General features: G+C 55.5%; 19 protein-coding genes. 12 read left to right on the top strand and 7 right to left on the bottom strand.

The features are described from left to right. Nucleotides 1–43 precede the first annotated feature (43 nt). Both J5069_RS20460 and J5069_RS20465 read right to left on the bottom strand, forming a co-directional pair. On the bottom strand, nucleotides 44–631 hold the full coding sequence (locus J5069_RS20460) for a carbapenem self-resistance protein CarG family protein (RefSeq protein WP_264645589.1): 588 nt from the start codon (nucleotides 629–631) through the stop codon (nucleotides 44–46). Between the two features lie 55 nt (nucleotides 632–686). Continuing rightward, the gene (locus J5069_RS20465) at nucleotides 687–1,280 is read right to left on the bottom strand and encodes a YhgN family NAAT transporter (protein WP_195314464.1); all 594 of its coding nucleotides are present in this window, start codon (nucleotides 1,278–1,280) and stop codon (nucleotides 687–689) included. Between the two features lie 356 nt (nucleotides 1,281–1,636). Between J5069_RS20465 and asd the strand changes: the two genes are divergently transcribed. Continuing rightward, nucleotides 1,637–2,740 (top strand): aspartate-semialdehyde dehydrogenase, encoded by a 1,104-nt coding sequence (gene asd / locus J5069_RS20470; protein WP_264645590.1) that lies wholly within the window; start codon nucleotides 1,637–1,639, stop codon nucleotides 2,738–2,740. A 104-nt stretch (nucleotides 2,741–2,844) separates the two neighbouring features. On the opposite strand, the gene J5069_RS20475 is transcribed toward asd, so the two are convergent. After that, nucleotides 2,845–4,335, bottom strand: a complete 1,491-nt coding sequence (locus J5069_RS20475) for a nucleotidyltransferase domain-containing protein (RefSeq protein WP_264645591.1) — start codon at nucleotides 4,333–4,335, stop codon at nucleotides 2,845–2,847. 286 nt (nucleotides 4,336–4,621) lie between these two features. After that, nucleotides 4,622–6,247 (bottom strand): thiamine pyrophosphate-binding protein, encoded by a 1,626-nt coding sequence (locus tag J5069_RS20480; RefSeq protein WP_264645592.1) that lies wholly within the window; start codon nucleotides 6,245–6,247, stop codon nucleotides 4,622–4,624. Between the two features lie 492 nt (nucleotides 6,248–6,739). Here J5069_RS20480 and nikR point away from each other — a divergent pair, with 492 nt between their 5' ends. The 5 genes from nikR to opp1C all read left to right on the top strand — a co-directional run bounded on the left by nikR (nucleotide 6,740) and on the right by opp1C (nucleotide 11,540). Then, nucleotides 6,740–7,138: a nickel-responsive transcriptional regulator NikR gene (gene nikR / locus J5069_RS20485; RefSeq protein WP_264645593.1), complete on the top strand. Its 399-nt coding sequence runs from the start codon at nucleotides 6,740–6,742 to the stop codon at nucleotides 7,136–7,138. A gap of 215 nt (nucleotides 7,139–7,353) precedes the next feature. Beyond that, nucleotides 7,354–8,151 carry a class I SAM-dependent methyltransferase gene (locus J5069_RS20490; RefSeq protein ID WP_264645594.1) on the top strand — a complete coding sequence of 266 codons (798 nt, stop codon included), beginning with the start codon at nucleotides 7,354–7,356 and terminating at the stop codon, nucleotides 8,149–8,151. 45 nt (nucleotides 8,152–8,196) lie between these two features. Beyond that, nucleotides 8,197–9,729 carry a nickel ABC transporter substrate-binding protein gene (nikA, locus tag J5069_RS20495; RefSeq protein ID WP_264645728.1) on the top strand — a complete coding sequence of 511 codons (1,533 nt, stop codon included), beginning with the start codon at nucleotides 8,197–8,199 and terminating at the stop codon, nucleotides 9,727–9,729. A 15-nt stretch (nucleotides 9,730–9,744) separates the two neighbouring features. Then, nucleotides 9,745–10,683: a nickel/cobalt ABC transporter permease gene (opp1B, locus tag J5069_RS20500; protein WP_264645595.1), complete on the top strand. Its 939-nt coding sequence runs from the start codon at nucleotides 9,745–9,747 to the stop codon at nucleotides 10,681–10,683. Continuing rightward, a complete protein-coding gene (gene opp1C / locus J5069_RS20505) occupies nucleotides 10,680–11,540 on the top strand; it encodes a nickel/cobalt ABC transporter permease (protein WP_264645596.1) in 861 nt (286 codons plus the stop codon). The genes opp1B and opp1C overlap by 4 nt, the downstream gene beginning before the upstream one ends. Nucleotides 11,541–11,582: 42 nt before the next feature. Here the strand turns inward: opp1C and J5069_RS20510 are convergent, their stop codons facing one another. Both J5069_RS20510 and J5069_RS20515 read right to left on the bottom strand, forming a co-directional pair. After that, on the bottom strand, nucleotides 11,583–11,825 hold the full coding sequence (locus J5069_RS20510) for a type II toxin-antitoxin system ParD family antitoxin (RefSeq protein WP_264628940.1): 243 nt from the start codon (nucleotides 11,823–11,825) through the stop codon (nucleotides 11,583–11,585). A gap of 83 nt (nucleotides 11,826–11,908) precedes the next feature. After that, the gene (locus J5069_RS20515) at nucleotides 11,909–13,627 is read right to left on the bottom strand and encodes a sensor histidine kinase (RefSeq protein WP_264645597.1); all 1,719 of its coding nucleotides are present in this window, start codon (nucleotides 13,625–13,627) and stop codon (nucleotides 11,909–11,911) included. A 450-nt stretch (nucleotides 13,628–14,077) separates the two neighbouring features. Here J5069_RS20515 and glgB point away from each other — a divergent pair, with 450 nt between their 5' ends. From glgB to glgP, 5 genes are all read left to right on the top strand, one after another. Further along, nucleotides 14,078–16,258, top strand: a complete 2,181-nt coding sequence (glgB, locus tag J5069_RS20520; protein ID WP_264645598.1) for a 1,4-alpha-glucan branching enzyme — start codon at nucleotides 14,078–14,080, stop codon at nucleotides 16,256–16,258. Beyond that, nucleotides 16,255–18,252, top strand: coding sequence for a glycogen debranching protein GlgX (gene glgX, locus J5069_RS20525; RefSeq protein ID WP_264645599.1), 1,998 nt, complete (start codon nucleotides 16,255–16,257; stop codon nucleotides 18,250–18,252). Before glgB ends, glgX begins: the two co-directional genes overlap by 4 nt. A 3-nt stretch (nucleotides 18,253–18,255) precedes the next feature. Then, entirely contained in the window at nucleotides 18,256–19,533 is a 1,278-nt protein-coding gene (gene glgC / locus J5069_RS20530; RefSeq protein ID WP_264645600.1) for a glucose-1-phosphate adenylyltransferase, read from the top strand. A gap of 80 nt (nucleotides 19,534–19,613) precedes the next feature. Next, the gene (glgA, locus tag J5069_RS20535) at nucleotides 19,614–21,044 is read left to right on the top strand and encodes a glycogen synthase GlgA (RefSeq protein WP_264645601.1); all 1,431 of its coding nucleotides are present in this window, start codon (nucleotides 19,614–19,616) and stop codon (nucleotides 21,042–21,044) included. 217 nt (nucleotides 21,045–21,261) lie between these two features. Then, nucleotides 21,262–23,709, top strand: coding sequence for a glycogen phosphorylase (gene glgP, locus J5069_RS20540; RefSeq protein ID WP_264645602.1), 2,448 nt, complete (start codon nucleotides 21,262–21,264; stop codon nucleotides 23,707–23,709). Nucleotides 23,710–23,849: 140 nt separating this feature from the next. Here glgP and J5069_RS20545 read toward each other — a convergent pair whose 3' ends face one another. Beyond that, entirely contained in the window at nucleotides 23,850–24,509 is a 660-nt protein-coding gene (locus J5069_RS20545; protein WP_264645729.1) for an epoxyqueuosine reductase QueH, read from the bottom strand. A 226-nt stretch (nucleotides 24,510–24,735) separates the two neighbouring features. Here J5069_RS20545 and J5069_RS20550 point away from each other — a divergent pair, with 226 nt between their 5' ends. Beyond that, nucleotides 24,736–26,931: a YgiQ family radical SAM protein gene (locus tag J5069_RS20550; RefSeq protein ID WP_264645603.1), complete on the top strand. Its 2,196-nt coding sequence runs from the start codon at nucleotides 24,736–24,738 to the stop codon at nucleotides 26,929–26,931. The last annotated feature ends 12 nt before the right edge of the window (nucleotides 26,932–26,943 follow it).

A 26,943-nucleotide genomic window follows, 5' to 3' on the forward strand; every position in this document is an offset into this window, starting at 1 on the left:
CGGATAACGGTGCGTACCGGTGACGCACCGTTTTTTGTCCTTCTCAGGGTGCCTCTGCGGGAAGCAGCGTGCAGAGCGCCGCGCTGTCGGTCAATACCGTATCGACATCTTCATAGGATTGTGGGGTGACCACGCTTTTCTCTTCATGCCAGGTATAGAGCGGCACGCCAGGGTCGTCGTGGCTTTCCTGCAACACGTAACGTTGCAGTTTGACCGGTTGTGCGTCGGTTAAATCCTCTCCCACTTTCTCGGCGGTGATTAAACGCAACCCTTGCGGGTAGCGCACCAGTTGAAAATCGAAAATTTTCTGCCGCGATGCCGCAATACGATAATCAAACCAGATAAACGCGTCGCTGTTGGGAAGGGGCACCAGCGAGTAACCGTCCGGGGTTTTGATGTAAAAACTCAAGCCGCGGTTGGGGTGCGAGGTGTTGTTTTCGAAGGTGGCGAGCACCGCGAAATCCGCTGAGGTCGGGTGTGCCAGCGCCAGATTATTCACTCCCTGTTGCAGCGGCACCAGACTCAGACCGATGGGGCTCGAGCCCGCCGCACTCGGACTGGCGGCTATCGTCATACCGCTGTAAAACAGCAGCGCGGCGAGGATGCGCCGAGCGTTGGTAAGCAAAAACATAGCGGTGATTATCCCTTTCATGCCCACGGAAGGCGAAAACCGGTCAGTAACCGTCTCATTTCATCAGGTAAGTGCGGATGCCATCCAGGAACATCTGGGTCGAAAGCATCACCAGAATCAGCCCCATCAATCGCTCCAGCGCGGCGACGCCTTTCTCACCCAGCAAGCGCAAAAACAGATCGGACATCAGCAGGATGATAAACGAAATCCCCCAGGCGATGCAGAGTGCCAGCGTTAAATGCGGCAACTGATCCGGATATTGATGCGATAGCAGCATCAATGCCGCCAGAATCGACGGTCCGGCGACCAGCGGGATCGCCATCGGCACCAGAAAGGGTTCTTCCCCGGCGGGCAACCCGCTGCTGTTGCTTTCCTGCGACGGGAATATCATGCGGATAGCGATTAAAAACAGCACGATGCCGCCCGAAATCGAGACGGTTTCGGTACGCAGATTGAGAAACGCCAGAATACGTTCGCCCGCAAACAGAAAAATCAGCATCAACCCAAGGGCGATTACCATCTCACGAATCAGTACCACCCGTCGGCGCTTCGGATCCAGATGTTTCAGCACCGACATAAAAATGGGCAAATTGCCCAACGGATCCATAATTAACAGCAACAAAATGGTTGCTGAGATCATTTCGCTCATGGTGGTGGTGGACTCCTGTTATCCCTTTAATGATGCCACCGCATTAGCCTCATTGCTGAAAAAGCCGGTGTCATCGAATAAATTCACTTGCGACTTCTGATACATTTTGTAAGGTTGATAGTCATCACTTTATGTAATATTTGCTGAGTTTGGTGATAAACCGATTTTTATTACCCCTCGCTCTGCCGTCATGATAGTCCTGCCGCCACGGTTTGCGCGCGTTTGCGTGCGGTAAACCTATTGTTCTGCAAGACATTCACCTGACGAGAACAGGGTAACAGAGTGTGTGTCGGCCGTCAGTACTGCCTGTGTGGCAGTCCAAATTCTTTGTGTCATCCCAAGGCAGGATTGTTACCATGAAAAATGTTGGTTTTATCGGCTGGCGCGGTATGGTGGGTTCCGTTCTGATGCAGCGTATGCAGGAAGAGCGTGATTTTGACCTGATTCGTCCGGTGTTCTTTTCCACGTCACAACACGGCCAGGCTGCTCCGGTGCTGGGTGGACAGCAGGGTACGTTGCAAGACGCCTACAATCTGGATGCACTGCGCGCGCTGGATATCATCATTACCTGCCAGGGCGGTGATTACACCAACGAGGTTTACCCTAAGCTGCGTGAAAGCGGCTGGCAGGGTTACTGGATTGATGCCGCCTCCTCGCTGCGTATGCGCGATGACGCCATCATCATCCTCGATCCGGTCAATCATGATGTGATCAAACAGGGCTTGGACAAAGGCATTAACACCTTCGTTGGCGGCAACTGTACCGTCAGCCTGATGCTGATGTCACTGGGTGGCCTGTTTGCGCACGATCTGGTGGAATGGGCCTCTGTGGCGACCTATCAGGCGGCCTCCGGCGGCGGTGCGCGCCATATGCGCGAATTGCTGGTGCAAATGGGTCTGCTGCACAATGATGTGGCGAAAGAGTTGCAGGATCCAGCCTCTGCCATTCTGGATATCGAACGCAAAGTTACTGCGCTGACGCGCAGTGGCACGCTGCCGACCGACAATTTCGGCGTGCCGTTGGCGGGCAGCCTGATCCCATGGATCGATAAGCAACTGGACAACGGCCAGAGCCGCGAAGAGTGGAAAGGTCAGGCGGAAACCAACAAGATCCTCGGCACCCAGTCGGTGATCCCGGTTGATGGATTGTGCGTCCGCGTCGGGGCGCTGCGCTGCCATAGCCAGGCGTTCACACTGAAACTGAAGAAAGATGTTTCGGTGTCTGAAATCGAACAACTGCTGGCAACCCATAACGATTGGGTGAAAGTGGTGCCAAACGATCGCGAGATCTCCATGCGTGAGTTGACGCCTGCCGCGGTAACCGGCACGCTCTCCACGCCGGTGGGTCGTCTGCGTAAACTGAACATGGGGCCGCAGTATCTCTCTGCCTTTACGGTGGGTGACCAACTGCTGTGGGGCGCGGCGGAACCGCTGCGCCGTATGCTGCGCATCCTGCTGTAGTCCTCGCTGGATTGCATGCCCCGCGCTGCGCGGGGCATGTTATTTTTCACTGCCTGCCGTTACTTTCTTTGTGCTGATATCACCTGTCATGCTCTCCACCGCTGTTAGCGGCATGCGGCATCAATCCCGTTGACCTTTTCAGTGACGTTTTGCCTGACCACGTTTTCGATTTGGTGGGCAAAGGTATTCAATCTCAGCCAGTGCCGCGTGAGTGCCTGACGATTTCCCACCATGAGCTGCATGCGCAGCGCCTCTTCCTCTGTCGTTAGTCGGGAGGCATGTTCAAGCAGGGCGGAGGCGAAGTCACAGTCTGAAAAATAAGCGATCGCCTCGTTGCGGTTAGCGGGGTGGTGGTGGCTTTGCCATTGCTGCAAGGGGCGAAGGCAGCCGTGATCGGCCAGCTTCACCATCAGGCTCAACTGGTAATGTGCGCGCTGACCATAGCATCCGCTCATCAAATATCCGCGTGCGACCTGGCGGATGATAGAGAGATTATTCAAAATGGCGTTCACGTTATCTGGCGGGCCGCCGGTCTGTGCCAAACAGAATGGCCCGGCGAGATGACGCGTGCCGTTGAGCAAGCCATGGCGGCGAAATGTGGGGTATTGTCGGACATTGTTGAGGCTATAGACGCAGAGCGAGAGCTTCTCGAAGCGGTGCTGGATGCGCCGCACCTGCTCAAGTGTGGGATGGTCGACACTGTCGAACACCGCCATAAGGTCGATATCCGAATCCGGCCCCATATCGCCGTGAGCCGCGCTGCCATGCAGATAAAGCGATAGCAGACGGTCACCGAAGGCGGCGTTGAGCGCATCGACGATAGGTGTCGTCATGGCGTGAATCGCCGCAGGCGCTGTTTCAGCGCGTTGGGCGATCACGTCCTGTGTATCCGGGTAGCCTGCGGCAATGTGTTGGGCGTAACACTCTACGATGGCGCTCAGTCGTGCAGCGGCGGCGCGAAAGGTATTCGCGTTTTCCAACAGTGAGCGTTCAAAGGGCTGCCAGTGGCTGTTGGTATAGGTTAACCAGCGTAGGTCTTCTTTATGCATTCCCGCGACTGACAGCGGACTGTGATGACGCGTTTCCAACTGTCCCAGCAATTTGCTGAGTCCCTTTTCGGCATAGCGCATTGCCCAGCCCAGTTGACGCACGCCCCAGGCATGCACCTTTGCGGGCAAATCACGCAGATAGTAGAGGCGAGCAATATGGGTTGTGGCGAAAACCGCCTGTCGCAGAGCATCCGGATAGTCGGGCTCGCACGCGGCGAGCGCGCGTTCTGTCGAGGCGTTACGGTAGGGCCAGGGACAGATGTGGAACTGCCAGCGACCGTGAGCAGGATAGTCGGCTAATTCTCTTTCTGTGAGATAATTCAATGACAGCTCGGGAAACTCCGCGTGCAGATACTGTGCTGCAAATGCCATTTTTTCCCCACCGTCCTCGTGCACGATCAAATAATAATGGCCGACAGCGCGTGATGAATAATCAGGCTGTCGTAAAAAGGCATCTGTCTCTGCAATACCGGACAGGTTATCGCCAAACAGATATTTGGCTGTGGTGCAAAAATGCTGCGTACGGGCATCTGTTTTTTGATTCATGATGGCTATAGATCCATGTGTTTTATGTCATTGACTAAACGAGGTGAACCCGGTATTTACGCGGCGATGTTTTTCAATCTGGGTAAATACATGCTTAACCCTGTTTTCTATTTTGCGTTTCGATAATAATTGGTGTTCAGCGTTCTGATGGTTTTCTGCGTATTTCAGCAGAAAATGTTTTCATGTAATTAGCCTGATTCGTTAAGTGTCGTTTTTTATAAAATAAGTGGTGTGTGCTTGAGTGATGACAGTCAATTGCGGGTCAGGCGATAGGCTGTAAAAGGTGTTAATCATAGTTAACGGGTATCTCTATTAAATGGGGCCGGTGTGTCTGGAATGCTTTTTCGAGCGCATCAGAAAGATCGGCGATATCCAAAATTTTTGTCGCTGATACCCCATTGGCATTAGCCAGCAGGGTGAAATCGACCGGGCCGAATTCGGTCAGATGACGTTGCGGTTCAGAACCCTCGAGATGCTGGTAATACTTGATAAGGCCAAACGCCGAATCCGACAGAACCACGATAACCACCGGTAGCGAGTAACGGGCAAGGGTTTCAAGTTCCTGGCTGGTGGTGTGAAATCCGCCGTCGCCGCAGAAGGCAATAACGCGCGTTTCGGGATGGCATATCTGCGCCGCCATGGCAGCGGGGAGGCCAAAGCCGAAACTGCCGCAGACGTTGGAACACAAAAAGTGGTTTGAACGGTAGGTGGTAGCCAGCAGCCCGGCATACTGCTGGTGCAACCCGACGTCGCTACAGAATATGCCATCATGCCCCAGCGCGGTGCTCAAGGCAGCCACAATGCGTGGAATATCGGTGAGGGTGTCAGGCTGTGCTGCGGGCTGGCGCATGTCAAAAAAACGCTTCAATCGCTGATGAGACGCCAGCCATTCCTGCTGAGGCAACGCGTAGTGGGCAAGTTGGTCAAGGCTGCGTGTGATATTGCCCAGACAGAGAATATCGGGTTGGAAAATATCGCCCATGGGGACATCTACGCTGTTTATCATCAGCGTGGGTTTATCGTTACCCCACAATGCCGGTTTCAGGTCCTCACCGAAATCGTAGCCAATCAAAATCATCAAATCGACGCCCTCAAACAGCGGGTGCAGCACGGATGTGCGGTATACGCTATCCAGATATTGATTGGCGGCAGTCAGAAACTGAGGGTGATCGTCGGGCACGGCGCCCTTGGCTGCGAGGGAGCAGATAATTGGCGCATTGATCTGTTGTGCGAAGCGGCACACGCTTGCCTGTGCAGTGTCGCGGATAACCTGATTACCAATGACAATCATCGGATGCGTGGCATCGGTGATGCTCTGGGCGGCGCGAATAATGTCGGCGCGCGCAGGCTTGGCTTTCTTCGACCGGGTGAGTGGCTGCACGGCTTGCAACATGTCCAATGCCGCCCGATCCGGCACCTCGGTTTTCAGCAGATCCAGCGGGATACTGAGGTAGGCGGGGCCGGGCAAGCCCTCCAGCGTGCGCTGCAATGCGGTTTGGACGTGTGAAACCAGTTCTTGTGCCTTTTCGAGTTGCAGGCAGGATTTGGTGATGCCTGCCATCAACCCGACGTTATCAATACATTGATGCGTCAGGTTAAACCTGATCTGCGGGCGCGGAATCTGCGCGGAGCAGGCGACCATGGGCGAGTGGTCCAACATGGCGGAACACACACCCGTAGCCATATTGGTTAACCCAGGGCCAAACGTGGCCCAACACATATGGGGCATTCCGGTGAGTCGCCCCGCGACGTCTGCCATAATTCCCGCCGCACATTCATGTCTGGTTAAATAAAAGGTAATACCAAACGATTTATCAAAACGTATTGCCTCCGCCTCACCGCCAATAATGCCGAAACACGTTGTTATGCCCATGTTGGACATCGCCTTAAGAAAAAGTTCATCAAATTGCATGTTCATCTCCTGTCGTGAGGTTCGGTCAATAATTATGGCCCCGGATGTGGTAAATATATTAAATAACCCTGCGGAATGATTTCGTTTATCAGATGCTGTATTTTTATCTTTTTATTTATGAAAGCCACAGGTTGTTATCTCTGTGAATGACAGTGAGTAAAAAAGTAAAACTTGATGGTACGGAGTATAAAGGCTGTACATCAATAAAAAATAAACGTCAGGTGAAAATAAAAGAATCGTTGATGACGGCAGGATAGGGTTTCAGTCTTATTATTGTTACTGGTGTTATTATGCTATTTTGCCGAATTGGTTGATTTTCTACATTAAATATATTCGACATGATAATGGTATTCAATGGGTGTTTATGTTCAACGAATATGAAACCCGCACTTTTCTCTTTGCATCTGAAGAAGAAAGATATCACTTAAGTCAACATCCTATTATAATACCTTCATTCTTAGTCCCAAAATGGGTTTTCGAAACGAGAGCAACATGCAACGACTGACCATCTCTATGGATGACGAACTGGCACAGGACTTTGACGAACTGATGCGCCGCAAAGGGTATGCCAACCGCTCTGAGGCGTTTCGCGATATGTTGCGGCGTGAACTCGGCGAAATGACCCTGGAACAGGATAAGGAAGGCCCGTGTGTGGCGATATTGAGCTATATTTACGACCATCATGAACGTCAGCTTTCCAGTCGTCTGGCGGAGATGCAGCACGACCACCATGGGTTGACCGTGTCAACCATGCATGCCCACCTCAGCCACGATGAGTGCGTGGAAACCTTGATTCTGCGCGGCACCACGGCTCAGGTAGAAGTGTTTGCCGAATCGGTGATGGCGCAAACCGGCGTGCGACACGGCCGACTCAACCTGATACCGTGCTGATATTCGCCCGCTAAAGTGGGCAGGAATTAAGCAAGATCAAAGAAGTATGATTTTTTTAAAAAACTTCATACTCCGCGGTTAAACTGCCTGCGCCAATCTGCTATAAATCGCCTCACAATAATACCCTATTCCCCTTTGGGCTCGGTGCACCAAGCACGCTAGTCAACATCGTGTTGCCGCATTCGGCCTGAACGGCATTGAACAGGAATGACCGAGTGAGCTCGATACTTGCTGAAGATAATGACCTTGTCGTTGATGAAAACACCGTATTAAATCAGGACGTCCAGCGCTATTGGACGCACCGCGCCGCCGAATATAGCCACATCAATGCCACCGAACTGGCGAATGCCAAGCGTGCCCGCTGGCTGAAAAAAATCATGGAATATGCCCCTGACGCTCCTTTGCTGCGCGTGTTGGATATTGGCACCGGTCCCGGTTTTTTTGCCGTAACGCTGGCGCTGGCCGGGCATCGGGTTACCGCTGTGGATATGACGGAAGCGATGCTCTCTGAGGCTCGCGCCAATGCTGCGCATTACGGCGTTCACGTTGATTTTGTCTCCGCCGATGTGCATGCGATGCCGCTGGTGGATAATCAGTTCGATCTGATCGTTACGCGCAACGTGACCTGGAATCTGGCCGAACCGCTGCGCGCTTACCGAGAGTGGCACCGTCTGCTGGCCCCCGGCGGTCGCCTGCTGAATTTTGATGCCAACTGGTATCTGCAACTGTTTGATGAATCCTCACGCCTCGGCTATCTGGACGATCGCGCTAATGCGCGCTATCTCGGGCTGGACGACCACTACGTGAATACCGACACCAGCGCCATGGAGGCGATAGCGCGCCAACTGCCGCTCAGCCGCGAGCACCGCCCGGAGTGGGATACCCAGGCGCTGCTCCAGTGTGGCTACCATAAAATCATGCTGGATACGCGCGTGGGCGACACCCTGTGGGATGAGACCGAAAAGGTTAACTACGCCTCGACGCCGATGTTTATGGTGTGTGCGGAAAAATAGGGAGGTGGTATGCGAGCGATAACCGGATTTTTTCTGGCGGCGCTGATGTTGCTGGGCATGGCAAGTGCAACGGCGCAAACGCCTACGACGCTCAATTATGCCAGCACCAAGGACATTCGTGATATCAACCCGCATCTCTACAGTGGTGAGATGGCGGCGCAGAATATGGTGTTTGAGTCGCTGGTGGTGAATACCGACAATGGCGTGCAACCCTGGCTGGCGGAGCGCTGGGTGATTTCGCCAGACGGTAAAACCTATACCTTCCATCTGCGACAGGGCGTGAGCTTCAGCGACGGCGAGCCGTTCAACGCGCCGGCGGTAAAACTGAATATCGATGCGGTGTTGGCCAATTATCAACGTCATGCCTGGCTGGAGCTGGTGCGGCAGATTGAACGCGTTGAGGTCATTGACGATGCCACCGTGGTGCTGCATTTACGCCATCCCTACTACCCGACCTTGGTGGAATTGGGGTTGACGCGGCCGTTTCGTTTTATCTCACCGAAAAACTTTATCAACGGCCAAACCAAAGAGGGCGTCAGCGGCTACGCAGGCACCGGGCCGTGGCTGCTCAGTGAACAGGTAAAGAATCAATATGCGGTTTTTACTGCAAACCCACATTACTGGGGGAGCGTGCCAGCCTTACAGCGCGTGGTCTGGCGGGTGATTCCCGACAGGCAAAGCATGTTGATGGCGTTCGAAAAGGGCGATATTCAACTGATTTTCGGTGCTGATGGCGACATGCTGGACGGTGATAACTTTGCTGCGCTGCAAGCGGCAGGACGCTTTAACACGCTGATCAGTGCGCCTATCGCTTCGCGTGCTTTGGTATTGAACAGCAGTCGCCCTGCGTTATCTGACAGGCAGGTGCGGGTTGCGTTGCAATATGCGGTGGACAAACAGGCGATTGCGCAAGGGGTGATGTCTGGCAGTGAAAGCGTGGCCGACACGCTGCTGGCACGCACGGTGCCCTACGCCAATATTGCCGATTTGCCAATTTATCCCTTTGACCGCGCACGCGCTGCGGCGTTGCTGGACGCCGCTGGCTGGGTGCTGCCAAAAGGATCAGCGCAACGAGAAAAGCAGGGAGTGGCGTTACGTCTGATGTTCTCCTACAACAGCAATAATGCGGGCGAACGGCAGATTGCTGAGGTGGTGCAGAGCGATTTCCGGCAGATTGGCGTCACTGTCGATCTGCTGGGCGAAGAAAAACAGGCGTATCTGGACAGGCAGAAGTCTGGCGATTTTGATATTCAGTACTCGCTTTCCTGGGGCACGCCTTACGATCCGCAATCCTATGTGTCGTCGTTCCGTATTCCGGCGCACGCCGATTATCAGGGGCAAAAGGGGTTGCCGAATAAAGCGGAGATCGATGCTGCCATTGGTGCCGTGTTGATCGAGCCTGATGACGTGAAACGCCAGGCACTCTATCGCCAGATATTCTTGACGCTGGCGCAGGAAGGGGTGTACATCCCGCTGACTTACTCGCGCACCAAAGCGGTGTTTAGTCCGGCGTTACAGGGGGTATCTTTCAATCCTTCACAGTATGAAATCCCCTTTGAAAAAATGTATTTTCGATAGGTCTGGGCGAGTGTAATGGGGCGTTATGTGTTGCATCGGCTGCTGTTAATGGTGCCGCTGATGCTCCTGATTACCGTTGTCACGTTTTTGCTTATCCAATTATCACCTTCCGATCCGGCGGAGGTGGCGTTACGCGTCAATATGATCGTTCCGACGCCGGAGGCCATTGCCGCACTGCGTCTGGAACTGGGGTTGGATGCGCCCTTGTGGCAGCAGTATCTGCGCTGGTTGGCGCGCTGCGTGCAACTGGATTGGGGCACGTCGTTTGTGACGCGCACCGCGGTCAGCCATGAATTGGCGCAGGCGCTGCCAGCAACGCTGTGGCTGGCGGCAACGGCGCTGGCGATGATTGTGATGTTATCGCTGGCGATAGCCTCACTGTGCGTGGTGAGCGCCGGGCGTTGGCCAGACAAACTGCTGCGCGCTGGCCTGTTTTTTCTGACGGCGATGCCTAATTACTGGGTGGGGCTGCTGCTGCTCTGGCTGCTGGCGGTGAAATGGCAATGGCTGCCGGTGGGCGGGATTGATGCGCCGGGGGCGGTTATCCTGCCCGCACTGACGCTGGCGTTGGGCTATCTGGGCACCTATGTGCGCCTGCTGCGTGCCAATATGCTGGCACACCTGCATCAACCCTATGTCGATTATGCGCGCGCGCGCGGGCTGAGTTCGAGTCGTATTCTGTGGCGTCATGTCCTGGTCAATGCACTGTATTCGCCGTTGGTGGCGCTTGGCATGAGTATCCCGAAGCTGTTTGCCGGTACGCTGATCATCGAGAACATCTTTTCCTGGCCGGGGTTGGGGCGTTTGTGCGTTTCGGCGATATTTCAGCGTGATTACCCGATAATTCAAGCCTATGTACTGTTAATGGCGTTGCTGTTTGTGGTGGGCAATTTTCTCATCGATATCCTGCTGATGTGGCTCGATCCCCGTTTGCGTCGTGGGGTAGCGCAATGATTCGCCGCCTGTGGTGTAGCATTACGCGCGATCCGCTGGCGTTGCTCAGTCTGGTGTTTCTGCTGGCTGTGATGGTGGCGGGTCTGCTGGCTCCCTGGCTGGCACCCCACGATCCGTTGCTGGTTTCCTGGCGCGATAAATACCACGGCATCAGCCTGAATTATCCGCTGGGGGCCGATCATCTCGGTCGCTGTGTCTTGTCGCGCTTGCTGTTTGGCATCCGCAATACGTTATTTGTCGCTCTGTTGGCGATGGCGGCTACCATGCTGACGGGCACCGTGCTCGGCATGCTGGCAGGTTACCTGCGCGGGCGGATTGACGCTGCGCTGATGCGTTTGTGCGATCTGATGCTCTCTTTTCCCGGTGAGGTGATGATCTTTGCGCTGGTCGGCATTTTGGGGCCGGGGCTGCAAAATATCCTGCTGGCGGTGGTGCTGGTGAAGTGGGCATGGTATGCCCGTATGGTGCGCGGCATTGTGCTTCAGTACAGCGATAAACACTATATCCACTATGCTCGCCTGCTGGGTGCCTCTCCCGGTTATTTGATACGGAGGCACCTGCTGCCCGTGACGGCGGCGGAACTGATCGTGCTGGCAACAACGGACAGCGGCGCGGTTATCCTGCTGCTCTCGGCGCTCTCTTTTCTCGGGCTGGGCGTGCAGCCCCCCACCCCGGAGTGGGGGGCGATGCTGGGGGAGGCGAAAAACGTGATGATGGTGCATCCGGAACAGATGCTGCCCGCCGGGATCGCTATCGTGCTGGTGGTTGCTGCCTGTCACTACCTTGGGGATAGCTTACGTGATGCGCTGGATGTTACCGGCGGGGATGAAGGCCGCGCGGCGTCTCCGTTTTCCTAGCCATAGATTCTGGCAAAATCGTCTACTGCAAAATTAGAGAGCTTATACATTTAGCTCCCGTTTTTTTCGCGCGGCGATTTCACGCAGCGTCAGGTCGCTTTCACCGCTGTTTTCTCCTGCATCAATAGCATTGCGCAGTGTTTCCAGGTGACACTCTTGCTGTTCAAGCAGGCGCAGTGCGGAACGCACCACTTCACTGGTCGAACCGTAACGGCCGCTGTCAATCAACCGGCTGACAAAGGTGTCAAGTTGTTCACCAATAGTGATACTGGTTGTTCTGGCCATAGCGCCTCCTGTGTTAATTATTAACACAATGATATAAAGCGGGCCTGATGGTGTCAATCAACCCCAGAAATCCATTACCGCTTCTACGCCGCACGCTCGATATCTGCCAGCGCTTTTTTCGGTTGAATCAGCGGAACACGCACTTCCACCCGGGTAAAAGTATCGGCTTCGCTCTCGACGGTAATGCCGTAGCGGTTGCCGTAGCGCGCCTTGATGCGGCGGTCGACCAGATTCATGCCTAGACCGTCACCCCCTGTCGGTGGCTGATAGGTGCCTGCATTATCCTCGACCATCAGTTCCAGCGTATTGGCGCGGTAGCGGCCGCTAATGTGGATGTGGCCGCTCTCTATCATCTGCGAAATACCGTGTTTAATGGCGTTTTCCACGATAGGTTGCAACGAGAATGCAGGCAAACGCGCATCCATCAGTTCTTCCGGCAGCGTAATCTCGACCGTCATGTGGTCGGCGAAACGCGCCTTCTCAATTTCCAGATAGGCGTTGACGTGTTCCATCTCATCGCGCAGCGACACTTCATCGTTGCTGCGCTTCAGGTTTTTGCGAAAGAAAGTGGAAAGCGAAAGCACCAGTTGCCGCGCGTGGTCCGGGTTGCGCCGGATGACGGCGGAAAGCGTGTTGAGCGCGTTAAACAGAAAATGCGGGTTGACCTGCGCGTGCAACAGCTTGATTTCCGACTGCGCCAGCAGCTGTTTTTGCTGCTCGAAACGTCCGGCCAGAATCTGGGCGGAAAGCAAGTGCGCAATACCTTCTCCCAGCGTGCGGTTGATGCTGGAAAACAGCTTGTTCTTGGGCTCATACAACTTGATGGTGCCGATCACGCGCTGTTCTTCGCCGCGCAGCGGGATCACCAGCGTCGAGCCGAGCTTGCAGTGGGCCGAGACGGAGCAGGTATAGGGCACTTCATTGCCGTCGGCGTACACCACCTGATTATTGTCGATGGCGCGGTGAGTATGCAGCGAGGTAATCGGTGAGCCCACCTTGTGGTGATCGTCACCCAGTCCGATAAACGCCAGCAGCTTATCGCGATCGGTAATGGCAACGGCACCGACGCCCAGCTCTTCATAGAGAATGCGCGCTACGCGCGTGCTGTTTTGCTGATCGAACCCTTGGCGTAACGCCCCTTCCGCGCGCGCGGCAATTTGCAGCGCCTTGGCAGAGAACGCCGAGGTGTATTTTTCGAAAATGGCGCGTCTGTCGAGCAGAATGCGCATAAACATGGCGGAGCCTACGGTGTTGGTGATCATCATCGGCAGCGCAATGTCTTTGACCAGCTCAACTGCGCTGTCGAACGGGCGCGCCAGCAGCAGAATAATGACCATTTGCAGCAGTTCCGCCACCAAAGCGGTCAACCCCACCACCAATGGCTGGAACAGCATATCGATACGGTTACGTCGCAGCAGATAACGGTGCAGCAGGCCGCCGATCAATCCTTCCGTAATCGTCGATACCATGCAAGCCAGCGCCGTCATCCCCCCCATGGAGTAACGGTGCAACCCGCCGGTCAAGCCGACCAGAAAACCGACCGATGGCCCGCCCAGCATCCCGCCCAGCACCGCACCGGTGGCGCGCGTATTGGCGATGGAATCGTCAATGTGCAGGCCGAAATAGGTGCCCATGATGCAAAACATGGAAAACACCAGATAGCACACCAGCTTGTGCGGCAAACGAATGGTGACTTGCATCAGCGGGATAAACAGCGGCGTTTTACTCAGCAAATACGCAATCACCAGATAGACGCACATCTGCTGGAGCAACGAGAGAATCAAATCGATTTGGCTGACCATGAAAAAAATACCTCACTACGCATGCAGGGGAGACATGCATCGGCAATTGTAACGCGATCGAATGCGGATAAGTACGGACTGTGAAGAATTTTTGCACTTTTCTCTGGCTGTTTTTGCCAGATTTTCGCGCCGTAGTGCAAAAGTGCTGAGGGAAACGTAAGGAGGGATGAATAGAATCATTAACAACTGTGTCATAACTTATTCATATAAAAATTAAAGGAAAATTTTAAGTTTCGCCCCGTGCTTTCTGTTTTATTGACTAGACTTACAAATAACGGCGTATGAGTTGTTGCCTTTTCCTGTGCGTGATTACACCTCATTAGGGTACTTCGTTAGATTTCTATTAACGTATTGTTTTTTATTGATTTATTTGAGGTGGTAAAAATACGACATCGGACTGATGACGTATTTGCATAATAAATTCAATCGGTTAATTAGAGGATGGATACCATGTCGGAATTATCCGGTGCGATCAACTCGCTGATTGCTGGTCATTACGCCGATCCTTTCTCCCTGTTGGGCATGCATGAAACCGAAAATGGGCTTGAAGTGCGTGCGCTGCTGCCTGATGCGCTGGACGTCTGGGTGCTGGATGGTGCTACCGGGCGCAAAGTCGGGCAGCTACCGCGCATCGACGATCGCGGTTTTTTCTGTGCGGTGCTTCCCCGTCGTAAACGCCCTTTTAGTTACCAACTGGCCGTCACCTGGGCGCACACCGCTTTGGTTATCGACGATCCCTACCGGTTTGGCACGCTGTTGGACGCCATGGATATCTGGCTGCTGGCAGAGGGAACTCACCTGCGTCCCTTCGAACGCCTTGGTGCGCATCTGGTGACGTTGGATGGGGTTGAGGGCACTCGATTTGCCGTGTGGGCACCGAACGCACGCCGGGTCTCCGTGGTGGGCGAGTTCAATTTCTGGGACGGTCGCCGCCATCCGATGCGTTTGCTGCGTGAAAACGGCATCTGGGAAATTTTCCTGCCTGCGGTGCATGCTGGGCAGCTCTACAAATATGAAGTGGTTGATGTGCACGGCAATGTGCAGCTCAAGGCCGACCCTTACGCGTTTGAAGCGCAGATGCGCCCGGAAACCGCCTCCTGCGTGGTCCGGTTGCCGCCCAAAGTTGAACCGAATGCGCAGCGGCGACAGGCGAACAACTTCGATGCACCCATCTCGATTTATGAGGTTCACCTCGCCTCCTGGCGACGCCATACCGACAATAACTTTTGGCTGAGCTATCAGGATTTGGCAACGCAGCTGGCGGAGTATGCCAACGAGATGGGGTTCACCCATATTGAGCTGCTTCCCATCAACGAACATCCGTTTGACGGTAGCTGGGGCTATCAGCCGCTCGGTCTGTACGCGCCGACGCGACGTTTTGGTACGCCGCAGGATTTCCGCGGCTTTGTCGATACCCTACACCAGGCGGGCATTAACGTGCTGCTGGATTGGGTGCCGGGTCATTTCCCGACCGATGCTTATGGTTTGGCGCAGTTTGACGGTACGGCGCTGTATGAATATGCCGATCCGAAAGAGGGTTTTCATCAGGATTGGAACACCCTGATTTATAACTATGGCCGCCATGAAGTGCGCAACTATCTGGCGGGTAATGCGTTGTTCTGGATGGAGCATTACGGCATCGACGGCCTGCGGGTGGATGCCGTCGCTTCGATGGTTTACCGCGACTACAGCCGGGCACAGGGCGAATGGGTGCCCAATTACTACGGTGGTAAAGAGAATCTGGAAGCCATCGCCTTCCTGCGTTACACCAACAATATGTTGGGACATGCGCGTCCCGATGCCATCACCGTGGCCGAAGAGTCCACTGACTATCCGGGGGTGACGCTGCCGCCGGGTTGCAACGGATTGGGCTTCCATTACAAGTGGAACATGGGCTGGATGCACGACACGCTGAGCTATATGCAGCAGGATCCGGTGCATCGCAAGTATCACCACGACAAGATGACGTTTGGCATGCTCTATGCTTACAGCGAGAATTTTATTCTGCCGCTGTCACACGATGAGGTGGTGCACGGCAAGCGTTCACTGCTCGATCGTATGCCGGGCGATGTGTGGCAAAAATTTGCCAATCTGCGCGCTTATTACGGCTTTATGTGGGCCTTTCCCGGTAAAAAACTGCTGTTTATGGGCGGCGAGTTCGCTCAGGGACGGGAGTGGAATCACGATGCCAGCCTGGACTGGCATCTGCTGGATGAACCGGAAGGATGGCACCGTGGCGTACAGCAGTTGGTGAAGGATTTGAACCACTGCTACCGCGCCCAGCCGCCGCTGTATCAGCTGGATTTTCAACCGGAAGGCTTTGAATGGCGGGTGGTGGATGACCGGGAAAACTCGGTATTCGCCTTTGTGCGCCGCGACAGGCAAGGCAACGAGGTGCTGGTGGTCAGCAATTTCACCCCGGTGCCGCGTGAAGGTTACCGCATCGGCATCAATCAGCCGGGACGCTGGCGCGAAATTCTCAATACTGACTCCTGGCATTATCACGGCGGCAATCTGGGTAACGGCGGCGCACTGGAGAGTGAGGCCATCAGCAGCCACGGGCGCTCCCATTCGCTGGTGTTAACGCTGCCGCCGCTGGCGACCATCTATCTGACGAAGGAGGTGCCATGACCGCACTGCTGCCGGGCAAGCCCGCGCCATTGGGTGCCAGCGTCGATCAACAGGGCATTAATTTTGCGCTGTTTTCTGCCCATGCAGAACGGGTAGAACTGTGTCTGTTTGATGCGCACCAGCAGGAGCACCGCTTTACCTTGCCATCCCGCACGGGAGATATCTGGCACGGCTATTTGCCGCTTACCGAGCAGGAGCCCATTGCGCGCCCCGGACTGCGCTATGGCTACCGCGTCTATGGCCCCTTCGCGCCGCAACAGGGCCATCGCTTTAATCCGAATAAATTGCTGCTCGATCCCTGTGCTCGCCAGTTAGATGGCTGGGTGGTTGATGACGATAGTCTACAGGGTGGCATTGATGTGCCAGACGAGCGCGACAGCGCTCAGGTGATGCCGAAAGGCATGGTAGTAGATGACGCGTATGACTGGGAGGATGACGCCCCGCCAGCCATCCCGTGGGGTGAGAGCGTGATCTATGAGGCGCACGTGCGTGGCTTGACCCAGCTACACCCCGAGATTCCCGTTGAATTGCGTGGGACGTACAGCGGTGTGGCACACCCGGTCATGATCAACTACCTGAAAAATCTGGGTATCACCGCCATCGAACTGCTGCCGGTGCAGCAGCACGCCGATGAGCCGCGCTTGCAGAAACTCGGGCTGCGTAACTACTGGGGCTACAACGTGCTGTTGCCGTTTGCCGTTGAAACCAGCCTGGCGGCGCGTGATGACGCACTTAATGAATTTCGCGATATGGTTAAGGCACTGCACCGCGCGGGTATCGAAGTGATCCTTGATGTGGTGTTTAACCACTCGGCGGAGCTGGATGTCGAAGGGCCGACGCTGTCACTGCGCGGTATCGATAACCAGAGCTATTACTGGCTGACCGAACAGGGCGAATACCACAACTGGACCGGCTGCGGTAATGCGCTGCGCCTCAACCATCCTGCGGTGATCGACTGGGTGATGCAGTCCCTGATTTTCTGGCGTGAAGCGTGCCACGTGGATGGCTTCCGTTTCGATCTGGCCACGGTATTGGGCAGAACACCGGCGTTTGACCCCGCGGCGCCGTTGCTCACCGCGCTGCGTGAGGCACCGCGGTTGCACGGCGTGAAACTGATTGCCGAGCCTTGGGATATTGGTGACGGCGGCTATCAGCTCGGGCGTTTCCCTGCGCCCTTCGCCGAATGGAGCGATCGCTACCGCGACGATATGCGGCGTTTCTGGCTGTGCGGCGATATTTCTCTGGGCGGTTTTGCCCGCCGCTTTGCCGCCTCGAGCGATATCTTTCAGCATCATCCCCGTTTGCCCCATGCGTCGGTGAACAAGCTCACCGCACACGATGGCTTCACGCTGCGCGATCTGGTCAGCTTCAACCATAAGCACAATCACGCCAACGGGGAAGATAACCGCGATGGCACAGACAGCAATTTCAGCAACAATCACGGCACCGAAGGGCTGGAGGCGGATGACGCCACGCTGGCGCGCCGTGCCGCCAGCCAGCGTGCGTTGCTGGCAACATTGCTGCTGTCGCAGGGCACGCCCATGCTGCTGGCGGGGGATGAGCAGGGTCACAGCCAGCAGGGGAATAACAACGCCTACTGCCAGGATAACGGCCTGACCTGGCTGAACTGGGAAACGGCGGATACCGCCTTAAGTGCTTTTACCGCCGGGCTGATTCGGCTGCGACGCGCCATTCCGGCGCTACGGCAGGATGCCTGGTGGCAAGATGGGGATGGCCGTGTGCAGTGGCTGAATGAACGGGCGCAGCCGCTCACGTCGTCGGTCTGGGAGCAAGGAGAGCGCCGTTTACAAATCGTCCTGTCATCTGATTGGTTACTGCTGATTAATGCGAGTGCGTCGCCGTGCGAGATGTCGCTGCCCGCAGGAGATTGGCTGGTGTCGCCGCCGTTCGAGGCCTCGAAAGCGCTGCGCGGCGGGTGTTGGCAAGGGAATGCCCAATCGGTGTGTGTCTGTACACGCCGCAGTAAGGAGTAGGCCATGGTAAATAATGAGAAGCATGATCCCTTGATGCTCGCACGGCAGCTTCCACTGAAATCAGTGGCGCTGATTCTGGCAGGCGGGCGCGGCTCGCGCCTGAAAGACCTGACCGCGCTGCGCGCCAAGCCCGCCGTCCATTTTGGCGGCAAATTCCGCATCATTGATTTCGCCCTGTCGAACTGTCTGAATTCGGGGATTCGCCGCATCGGCGTGATCACCCAATATCAATCCCACACGTTGGTGCAGCACATTCAGCGTGGCTGGTCTTTCCTCAATGCTGAGATGAATGAATTTGTCGATCTGCTGCCTGCACAACAGCGGCAGGAGACCGATCACTGGTATCGCGGCACGGCGGATGCCGTCTGTCAAAACCTCGACATCATTCGGCGCTATCGTGCGGAGTATGTGGTGATTCTGGCGGGCGATCACATCTACAAAATGGACTATTCGCGTTTGCTTATCGATCACGTCGACAAACAGGCGCAGTGCACCGTGGCGTGCTTGCCGGTGCCGCTCAAAGAAGCGAATGCGTTTGGCATCATGAGCGTGGATAAACAGCGGCGCATTTTGAGCTTTGATGAGAAGCCGGAGCAACCCACACCGATGCCGGACGATCCCGAAATGGCGCTCGCCAGCATGGGGATCTATGTTTTTAATGCGGACTATCTTTATCGTTTATTGCAAGAGGACGTCAATCAGCCGGGCTCTTCACACGACTTCGGCAAAGATCTGATCCCGAAAATTGTTGCACAACGCGATGCCTGGGCGCATCCGTTCTCGCTCTCCTGCGTCACGTCGGGTCAGGATGACTGCCATTACTGGCGCGATGTGGGAACGCTCGAGGCCTATTGGCGGGCTAACCTCGATTTGGCCTCCGTTACGCCCGATCTGGATATGTACGACAGAAACTGGCCAATACGTTCTGCCATGGATCAACTGCCACCGGCCAAGTTCGTGCAGGACCGCTCGGGCAGCCACGGTATGACCATGAATTCACTGGTGTCCGGGGGTTGTATCGTATCGGGATCGGTGGTGACGCATTCGGTGCTGTTTCCCCGGGTGCGGGTGAACTCGTTTTGCAGCATCGATTCGTCCGTGTTGCTGCCGGATGTCAACGTCGGGCGTTCGTGCCGCCTGCGGCGCTGCGTCATCGACCGTGCGTGTATCCTGCCGGAAGGCACGGTAATTGGTGAAAATGCCGCCGAGGACAGCCGCCGCTTCTACCGCTCGGAAGAGGGGATTGTGCTGGTGACACGTGCCATGTTGGCGAAGCTGTAGTTCACGATGATGCGATGTGCGATGTGAGTGATGACGATGCATGTCACGACATCGCAGGTGAGGGGAATGTGGGAGCAAGAATGCGGGTATTACATGTATGTTCAGAGCTGTTTCCGCTGCTGAAAACTGGCGGATTAGCGGACGTTGCGGGGGCGTTGCCAGCAGCGCAAATCGAAGCCGGGCTGGATGTGCGTGTCATTCTGCCCGCCTTTCCCGATCTGAAAAAAGGTGTAGCCAACCTGCAAACGGTATGTGAGCTGGAGACCTTTGCCGGGCGCATGGCGCTGCTTTATGGTCACTTCAACGGCGTAGGCATTTACCTGGTCGATGTACCGGAGCTGTATGAACGTGCGGGCAGCCCGTACCACGATCCGGCGCTGTACGCCTATGCGGACAATTACCTGCGCTTCGCGCTGCTGGGTTGGGTGGGCTGTGAAATGGCATGCGGGCTCGATCCCTACTGGCGGCCCGAGGTGGTACACGCCCATGACTGGCACGCGGGGTTAACCTGCGCCTATCTGGCGGCGCGCCATCGCCCCGCCAAATCGGTGTTTACCGTGCACAATCTGGCGTTTCAGGGGTTGTTCCACGCCCGTCATATGGCGGATATTCAACTGCCGGGTGATTTCTTCCAGGTGTACGGCCTGGAGTTTTATGGGCAGATCTCCTACCTGAAAGCCGGGCTGTTTTACGCCGATCGTGTCACCACCGTCAGCCCGACCTATGCCCACGAAATCACGCTGCCTGAATTTGGCTACGGGATGGAAGGGCTGCTGCGCACGCGGGAAGAGGAAGGGCGGTTGTCGGGCATTCTTAATGGTGTTGATGATGCCATCTGGAACCCGGCGCACGATGCGCTGCTGTCGCACCCCTACGCCCGTGACACGCTGGTCAATAAAGCGCATAACAAGCGCCAACTGCAAATCTCCATGGGATTGACCGTGGATGAGAAAATCCCGGTGTTTGCCATCGTCAGTCGTCTGACGCATCAAAAGGGACTGGATTTGGTGCTGGAGGCGGTGCCAGAGCTGTTGGATCACGGAGCGCAATTGGTGGTGTTGGGCGCGGGTGATGCCGATTTGCAGGAAGGGTTCCTGGCGGCGGCGGCGGAATATCCCGGTCAGGTTGGGGTACAAATTGGCTATCACGAAGCGTTTTCGCATCGCATTATTGGCGGTGCCGATGTCATCATGGTGCCCAGTCGTTTTGAGCCCTGTGGGCTGACGCAGTTGTATGGGTTGAAGTACGGTACGCTGCCGCTGGTGCGTCATACCGGCGGTTTGGCGGATACCGTTGCGGATTGCTCGCTGGAGAATCTGGCTGATGGCCTTGCCACCGGTTTTTCCTTCAGCGATTGCAATGTCGGCGCGCTTTCCCGAGCGATTCGCCGCGTGTTTGTGTTGTGGTCTCGTCCCACGCTGTGGCGTTATGTGCAACGTCAGGCGATGACGATGGACTTTAGCTGGCAGGTAGCTGCGCAGGCATATCGTGCACTTTACCAGCGCTTATGACCCTAAATAATTCGAGTTGCGGGAAGGCGGCAAGTGAAGGAATCCCGATGAACTTACACCGGTAAGTGATTCGGGTGAGAGAACGCAGCCAACGCACCTGCAACTTGAAGAATGACGGGTATGGCCGTGCGTTGCATGGTGAGAACAACATGCAGGGGCGTTCGCGATCTCGGTCAAACAACGCTTGTCGTAATACTCATGATTGGGAATAAACGTAATGAACTCTCCGTTTATCTACAACTCACCCACGCTCAGCGTGGACGCGCTAAAGCATTCCATTGCCTATAAGTTGATGTTCAGCATAGGTAAAGATCCCTCTATCGCCAACAAGCACGAGTGGTTGAACGCCACGCTGCTCGCGGTGCGCGATCGCATGGTGGAGCGCTGGCTGCGCTCCAATCGGGCGCAACTCTCGCAGGATGTGCGACAGGTCTACTATCTGTCGATGGAGTTCCTGCTGGGCCGAACGCTGTCGAATGCGCTGCTGGCGATGGGATTGTACGAGGATCTGAAGCAGGCGCTGGACGACATGGGGCTGGATTTGGATGAGCTGATCGAGGAAGAGAACGATCCCGGGCTGGGTAACGGTGGCCTCGGGCGTTTGGCGGCCTGCTTCCTGGATTCGCTGGCGACGATGGCGCTGCCCGGCCGTGGTTATGGCATTCGCTATGAATACGGCATGTTTGCGCAAAAGATTGTTAACGGTCAGCAGGCGGAATCGCCGGACTATTGGCTGGAATACGGTAACGCCTGGGAATTCCCGCGTCACAGCACGCGCTATACGGTGCGTTTTGGCGGGCGCGTGCAGCAGGAAGGGAGCAAGGCACGCTGGGTGGAAACCGAAGAGATCATTGCCAGCGCCTACGATCAGATAATCCCCGGCTATGACACCGATGCGACCAACACGCTGCGGCTGTGGGGTGCGCAGGCCAGCAGTGAAATCAATCTGGGCAAGTTCAATCAGGGTGACTACTTTGCCGCGGTGGAGGACAAGAACCACTCGGAGAACGTGTCGCGGGTGCTTTATCCCGATGATTCAACCTACTCTGGGCGCGAGTTACGTCTGCGTCAGGAGTATTTTCTGGTGTCTGCCACGGTGCAGGATATCCTCAGCCGTCACTGGATGATGCATAACACCTATGACAACCTGGCGGATAAATTTGCCATCCACCTCAACGATACCCATCCGGTGTTGGCGATCCCCGAGCTGATGCGCCTGCTGATCGATGAACACAAATTCAAATGGCTGGATGCCTGGCAGGTGGTGACGAGCGTTTTCTCTTACACCAACCATACGCTGATGCAGGAAGCGCTGGAAACCTGGCCGGTGGACATGTTGGGCAAGATTTTGCCACGCCATCTGCAACTGATTTTTGAAATTAACGAGCACTTTCTTGAAGAAGTGCAAAAGAAATTCCCGAAAGACAACGGCCTGCTGGCGCGCGTTTCCATCATTGATGAAACCAACGGTCGCCGGGTGCGCATGGCGTGGCTGGCGGTGGTCGCTAGCCACAAGGTGAATGGTGTGTCGGAATTGCACTCCGATTTGATGGTGCAGTCGCTGTTTGCGGATTTTGCGCGTATCTACACCGATCGTTTCTGCAACAAGACCAACGGCGTTACGCCGCGACGCTGGCTGGCGCTGGCGAATCCGTCGTTGTCGAAAGTGCTGGATGACGCGATTGGTAAGAACTGGCGTACCAACCTCAGCCAGTTGGAAGATATCAAGCCGCAGGCGGATTTCCCGGCGTTTGTGCAGAAGGTGCGTAAGGCGAAACTGGCGAACAAGCAACGTCTGGCGGAGTACGTGGCCGAGCATCTGGATGTGGTTATCGATCCTGAGGCGTTGTTCGACGTGCAGATCAAGCGCATTCATGAGTACAAACGGCAACTGCTCAATCTGTTGCACATCATTACGCTGTATAACCGCATCAAGGATGAACCCAAGGCCAAGCGCGTGCCGCGCGTGGCGATTTTCGCGGGCAAAGCGGCGTCGGCCTACTACATGGCGAAGCACATCATCAACTTGATCAACGATGTGGCGGCGGTGATCAACCACGATCCCGACATGCACGACAAGCTGAAGGTGGTGTTTATTCCCAACTACAGCGTCAGTCTGGCGCAGGTAATTATTCCTGCTGCCGATCTGTCCGAGCAGATCTCGCTGGCGGGGACCGAAGCCTCCGGCACCAGTAACATGAAATTTGCGCTTAATGGGGCATTGACCATCGGTACACTTGATGGGGCCAACGTGGAAATGTTGGAGCACATTGGCGAAGAGAACATGTTTATTTTTGGCAACACCACGGAACAGGTGGAGGCGCTGCGCAAGAACGGCTACAACCCGCGTGAAATTTACGAGAAGGATGAGGAACTGCGTCGGGTGCTTACGCAGATCGCTACCGGCGTTTTCAGCCCAAGCGATCCCAGACGCTACGGCGATCTGTTCGATTCGTTGGTGAATTTTGGCGACCATTGGCAACTGTTGGCGGATTATCGCAGCTATGTCGATACCCATGACCGGGTGGACGAGCTGTATCGCAACCCGGATGAATGGGCGCGCAGGAGCATCCTCAATATCGCCAATATGGGTAACTTCTCGTCTGACCGCACCATTCAGGAGTATGCCGACGATATCTGGGATATCAAACCGATACGGCTGTAACTTCCCCCCACGTCATCCTCGTCTTTCCTCACGTCATCCTCGGCGAAAGCCGGGGATCTCTGTGAGGATAAACGCGTTTCTTCGGCAAGAGATTCCCGCCTGCGCGGGAATGACGGTGGGGGGCGGGATCACCCGCGTGATTACTCTCCTGTACCGTAATACAGTTTCCCGATTTTAATCAGCGGCCTGCCCTGCGATTTGCGGTGCAGATTGCTGTCGCGCAGAGAATAAACGCAACCGCAGTATTCTTGCTGATAAAACTGCTCCCGCTTGCTGATCTCTATCATGCGCGCAGAGCCGCCCCCTTTACGCCAGTTGTAATCCCAGTACACCATGCCCGAGTAATGCGAGGCGGCACGCTGGCCGCAGTCATTAATTTGCTGCATGTTTTTCCAGCGCGAGATGCCGAGTGAACTGCTGATCACGCTAAAGCCGTTTTCCGCCGCATACAGCGCGGTGCGCTCGAAGCGCATATCAAAACACATGGTGCAGCGCACGCCGCGCTCCGGTTCCCACTCCATGCCTTTTGCCCGTTCGAACCAGTTATCCATGTCGTAATCGGCATCGACAAACGGCACCCCGTGCTGCTCTGCGAAGCGAATATTCTCTTCCTTGCGGATGAGATACTCCTTCTGCGGATGAATATTGGGGTTGTAGAAAAAAATGGTGTAGTTAATTCCTGATGCCTGAATGGCTTCCATCACTTCCCCTGAACACGGGGCGCAGCAGGAATGCAGCAGGAGTTTGTCTGCCCCGTTTGGCAGCGTCAGTATCGGGCGTTTCAATGCAGTGCTGGTCATATATTCTTTTATCTGGCTGGCTATGCTTGCCTGAAGTGTAGCATTGCATACGTGCAGGATGGCTAACGGCTTCATCCGGTGCGTTTTCTTGCAACGTCGGCTGCGTGTTTTTTGCGCAGGGCGATTTTCATGATCTGTCTCATTTCCAGTGTAAATTCCCACCCTTTTTCTGGGGAAATAGGTAGAATTTCCGGCCCTGATAACCCCCTGTGTTGAAGAGTTGACCGTGTCCACAAGCCTGATTGTTCCTGAACGCCATCTGTTTTCTTACCCGCGCTACTGGGCCGAGTGCTACGGCACTGCGCCATTTTTGCCGATGAGCCGCGCTGAGATGGATGAGCTGGGCTGGGACAGTTGCGATATCGTGCTGGTGACGGGAGATGCCTATGTGGATCATCCCAGCTTCGGCATGGCGATCGTCGGCAGGATGCTGGAGTCGCAGGGGTTTCGGGTTGGGATCATTGCCCAGCCGGATTGGACGCAGAAAAACGACTTTATGCGTTTGGGCAAGCCGAACCTGTTTTACGGCGTGACGGCGGGCAATATGGACTCGATGATCAACCATTACACCGCCGATCGCAAAGCGCGCCATGATGATGCGTATACGCCAGATAATATCGCCGGTAAACGTCCGGACCGCGCCACGCTGGTTTATACCCAGCGCTGCAAGGAAGCTTTTAGCGATGTGCCGGTGGTGCTGGGCGGCATTGAAGCCAGCCTGCGTCGCATCGCCCATTACGACTATTGGTCGGATAAGGTGCGCCGTTCGGTGCTGGTGGATGCCAAGGCCGATCTGTTGATCTACGGCAACGGCGAGCGGCCGCTGGTGGAAATTGCACACCGCTTGGCGGCGGGAGAACCTATTAGTTCGATTGTGGACGTGCGCAATACCGCCGTGCTGCGTAAAACCGCACTGCCTGGCTGGACGGGGGTGGATTCCACGCGTCTGGACAGCCCTGGCCGCATTGAGCCTATCCTCAATCCCTACGGTGATGATTTGCCCTGCGTGGCGCACACGGTAAAAGGCTCCACCAGCGGCAAGCCCATCACCGTGCGGGCACACAAGCCAAAGCCGTGGGAAAAAACCTATGTGCTGCTGCCCTCGTTTGAAAAAGTGATAAACGACAAGGTGATGTACGCGCACGCCTCTCGCATCCTGCATCATGAAACCAATCCGGGCAGTGCGCGTGCGCTGATGCAAAAACACGGCGACCGCTATGTGTGGATTAATCCACCGGCCATTCCGTTGCAAACGGATGAGATGGACGCGGTCTATGCCTTGCCGTATCAACGGGTGCCGCACCCCTCCTATGGCACATCGCGCATCCCGGCTTATGACATGATTCGCTTTTCCATCAATATCATGCGCGGCTGTTTTGGCGGATGTGCGTTCTGCTCGATCACCGAACACGAAGGGCGCATCATTCAAAGCCGTTCGCAAGAGTCGATTGTGCAGGAAATTGAAGCGATTCGTGATGAAGTGCCGGGATTCACCGGCATTATCTCCGATCTGGGCGGACCCACCGCCAATATGTACATGCTGCGCTGCCAGTCGCCCAAAGCGGAGCAAACCTGCCGCCGCGCGTCTTGCGTCTATCCTGAAATTTGCGCGCACATGGATACCAACCATGAGCCGACCATTCAGCTCTATCGCCGTGCCCGCGCCCTTAAGGGCATCAAGAAGGTGCTGATTGCCTCTGGGGTACGCTACGATTTGGCGGTGGAAGATCCGCGCTATATCAAGGAATTGGCCGAGCACCACGTGGGCGGCTACTTGAAGATTGCGCCAGAGCACACGGAACAAGGGCCATTATCGAAGATGATGAAGCCCGGCATGGGCAGCTACCACCGTTTCAAAGAGCTGTTTGATACCTACTCGCGTCAGGCGGGCAAAGAGCAGTATCTGATCCCGTACTTTATTTCTGCTCACCCCGGCACGCGCGATGAGGATATGGTCAATCTGGCGCTGTGGCTGAAAAAGAACCGCTTCCGGCTGGATCAGGTGCAAAACTTCTATCCTTCACCGCTCGCCAGCTCTACCACTATGTATTACAGCGGTAAGAATCCGCTCAGCAAGGTGGATTATCACAGTGAAGAAGTGGTGGTGCCGCGTGGCGATCGCCAGCGCCGTTTGCATAAAGCGCTGCTGCGCTATCACGATCCGGCTAACTGGGCGCTGATCCGCGAGGCGTTAACCGCGATGGGCATGAAGCACCTGATCGGCAATCGCCGTGAATGTCTGGTGCCAGTGGCAACGGTTGATGAGCGCCGCAATGTCAAACCCGCTCACAAACGAAATGCGGCGCAGGATAAAACCGCGCAGCCCGCGCTCACCCGTTTCACCGGGGAAGGTCGGCGGCCTGCGGTGAAGAAAAGCGTTGGAAAAGCCAGCAATAAGCAGGGGCAGGTCGGAAAGCGGTGAGTGAGCCATTAC

The organism is Candidatus Symbiopectobacterium sp. NZEC127 (assembly GCF_025962675.1).
In the GTDB taxonomy this organism is placed as follows: Bacteria; Pseudomonadota; Gammaproteobacteria; order Enterobacterales; family Enterobacteriaceae; genus Symbiopectobacterium.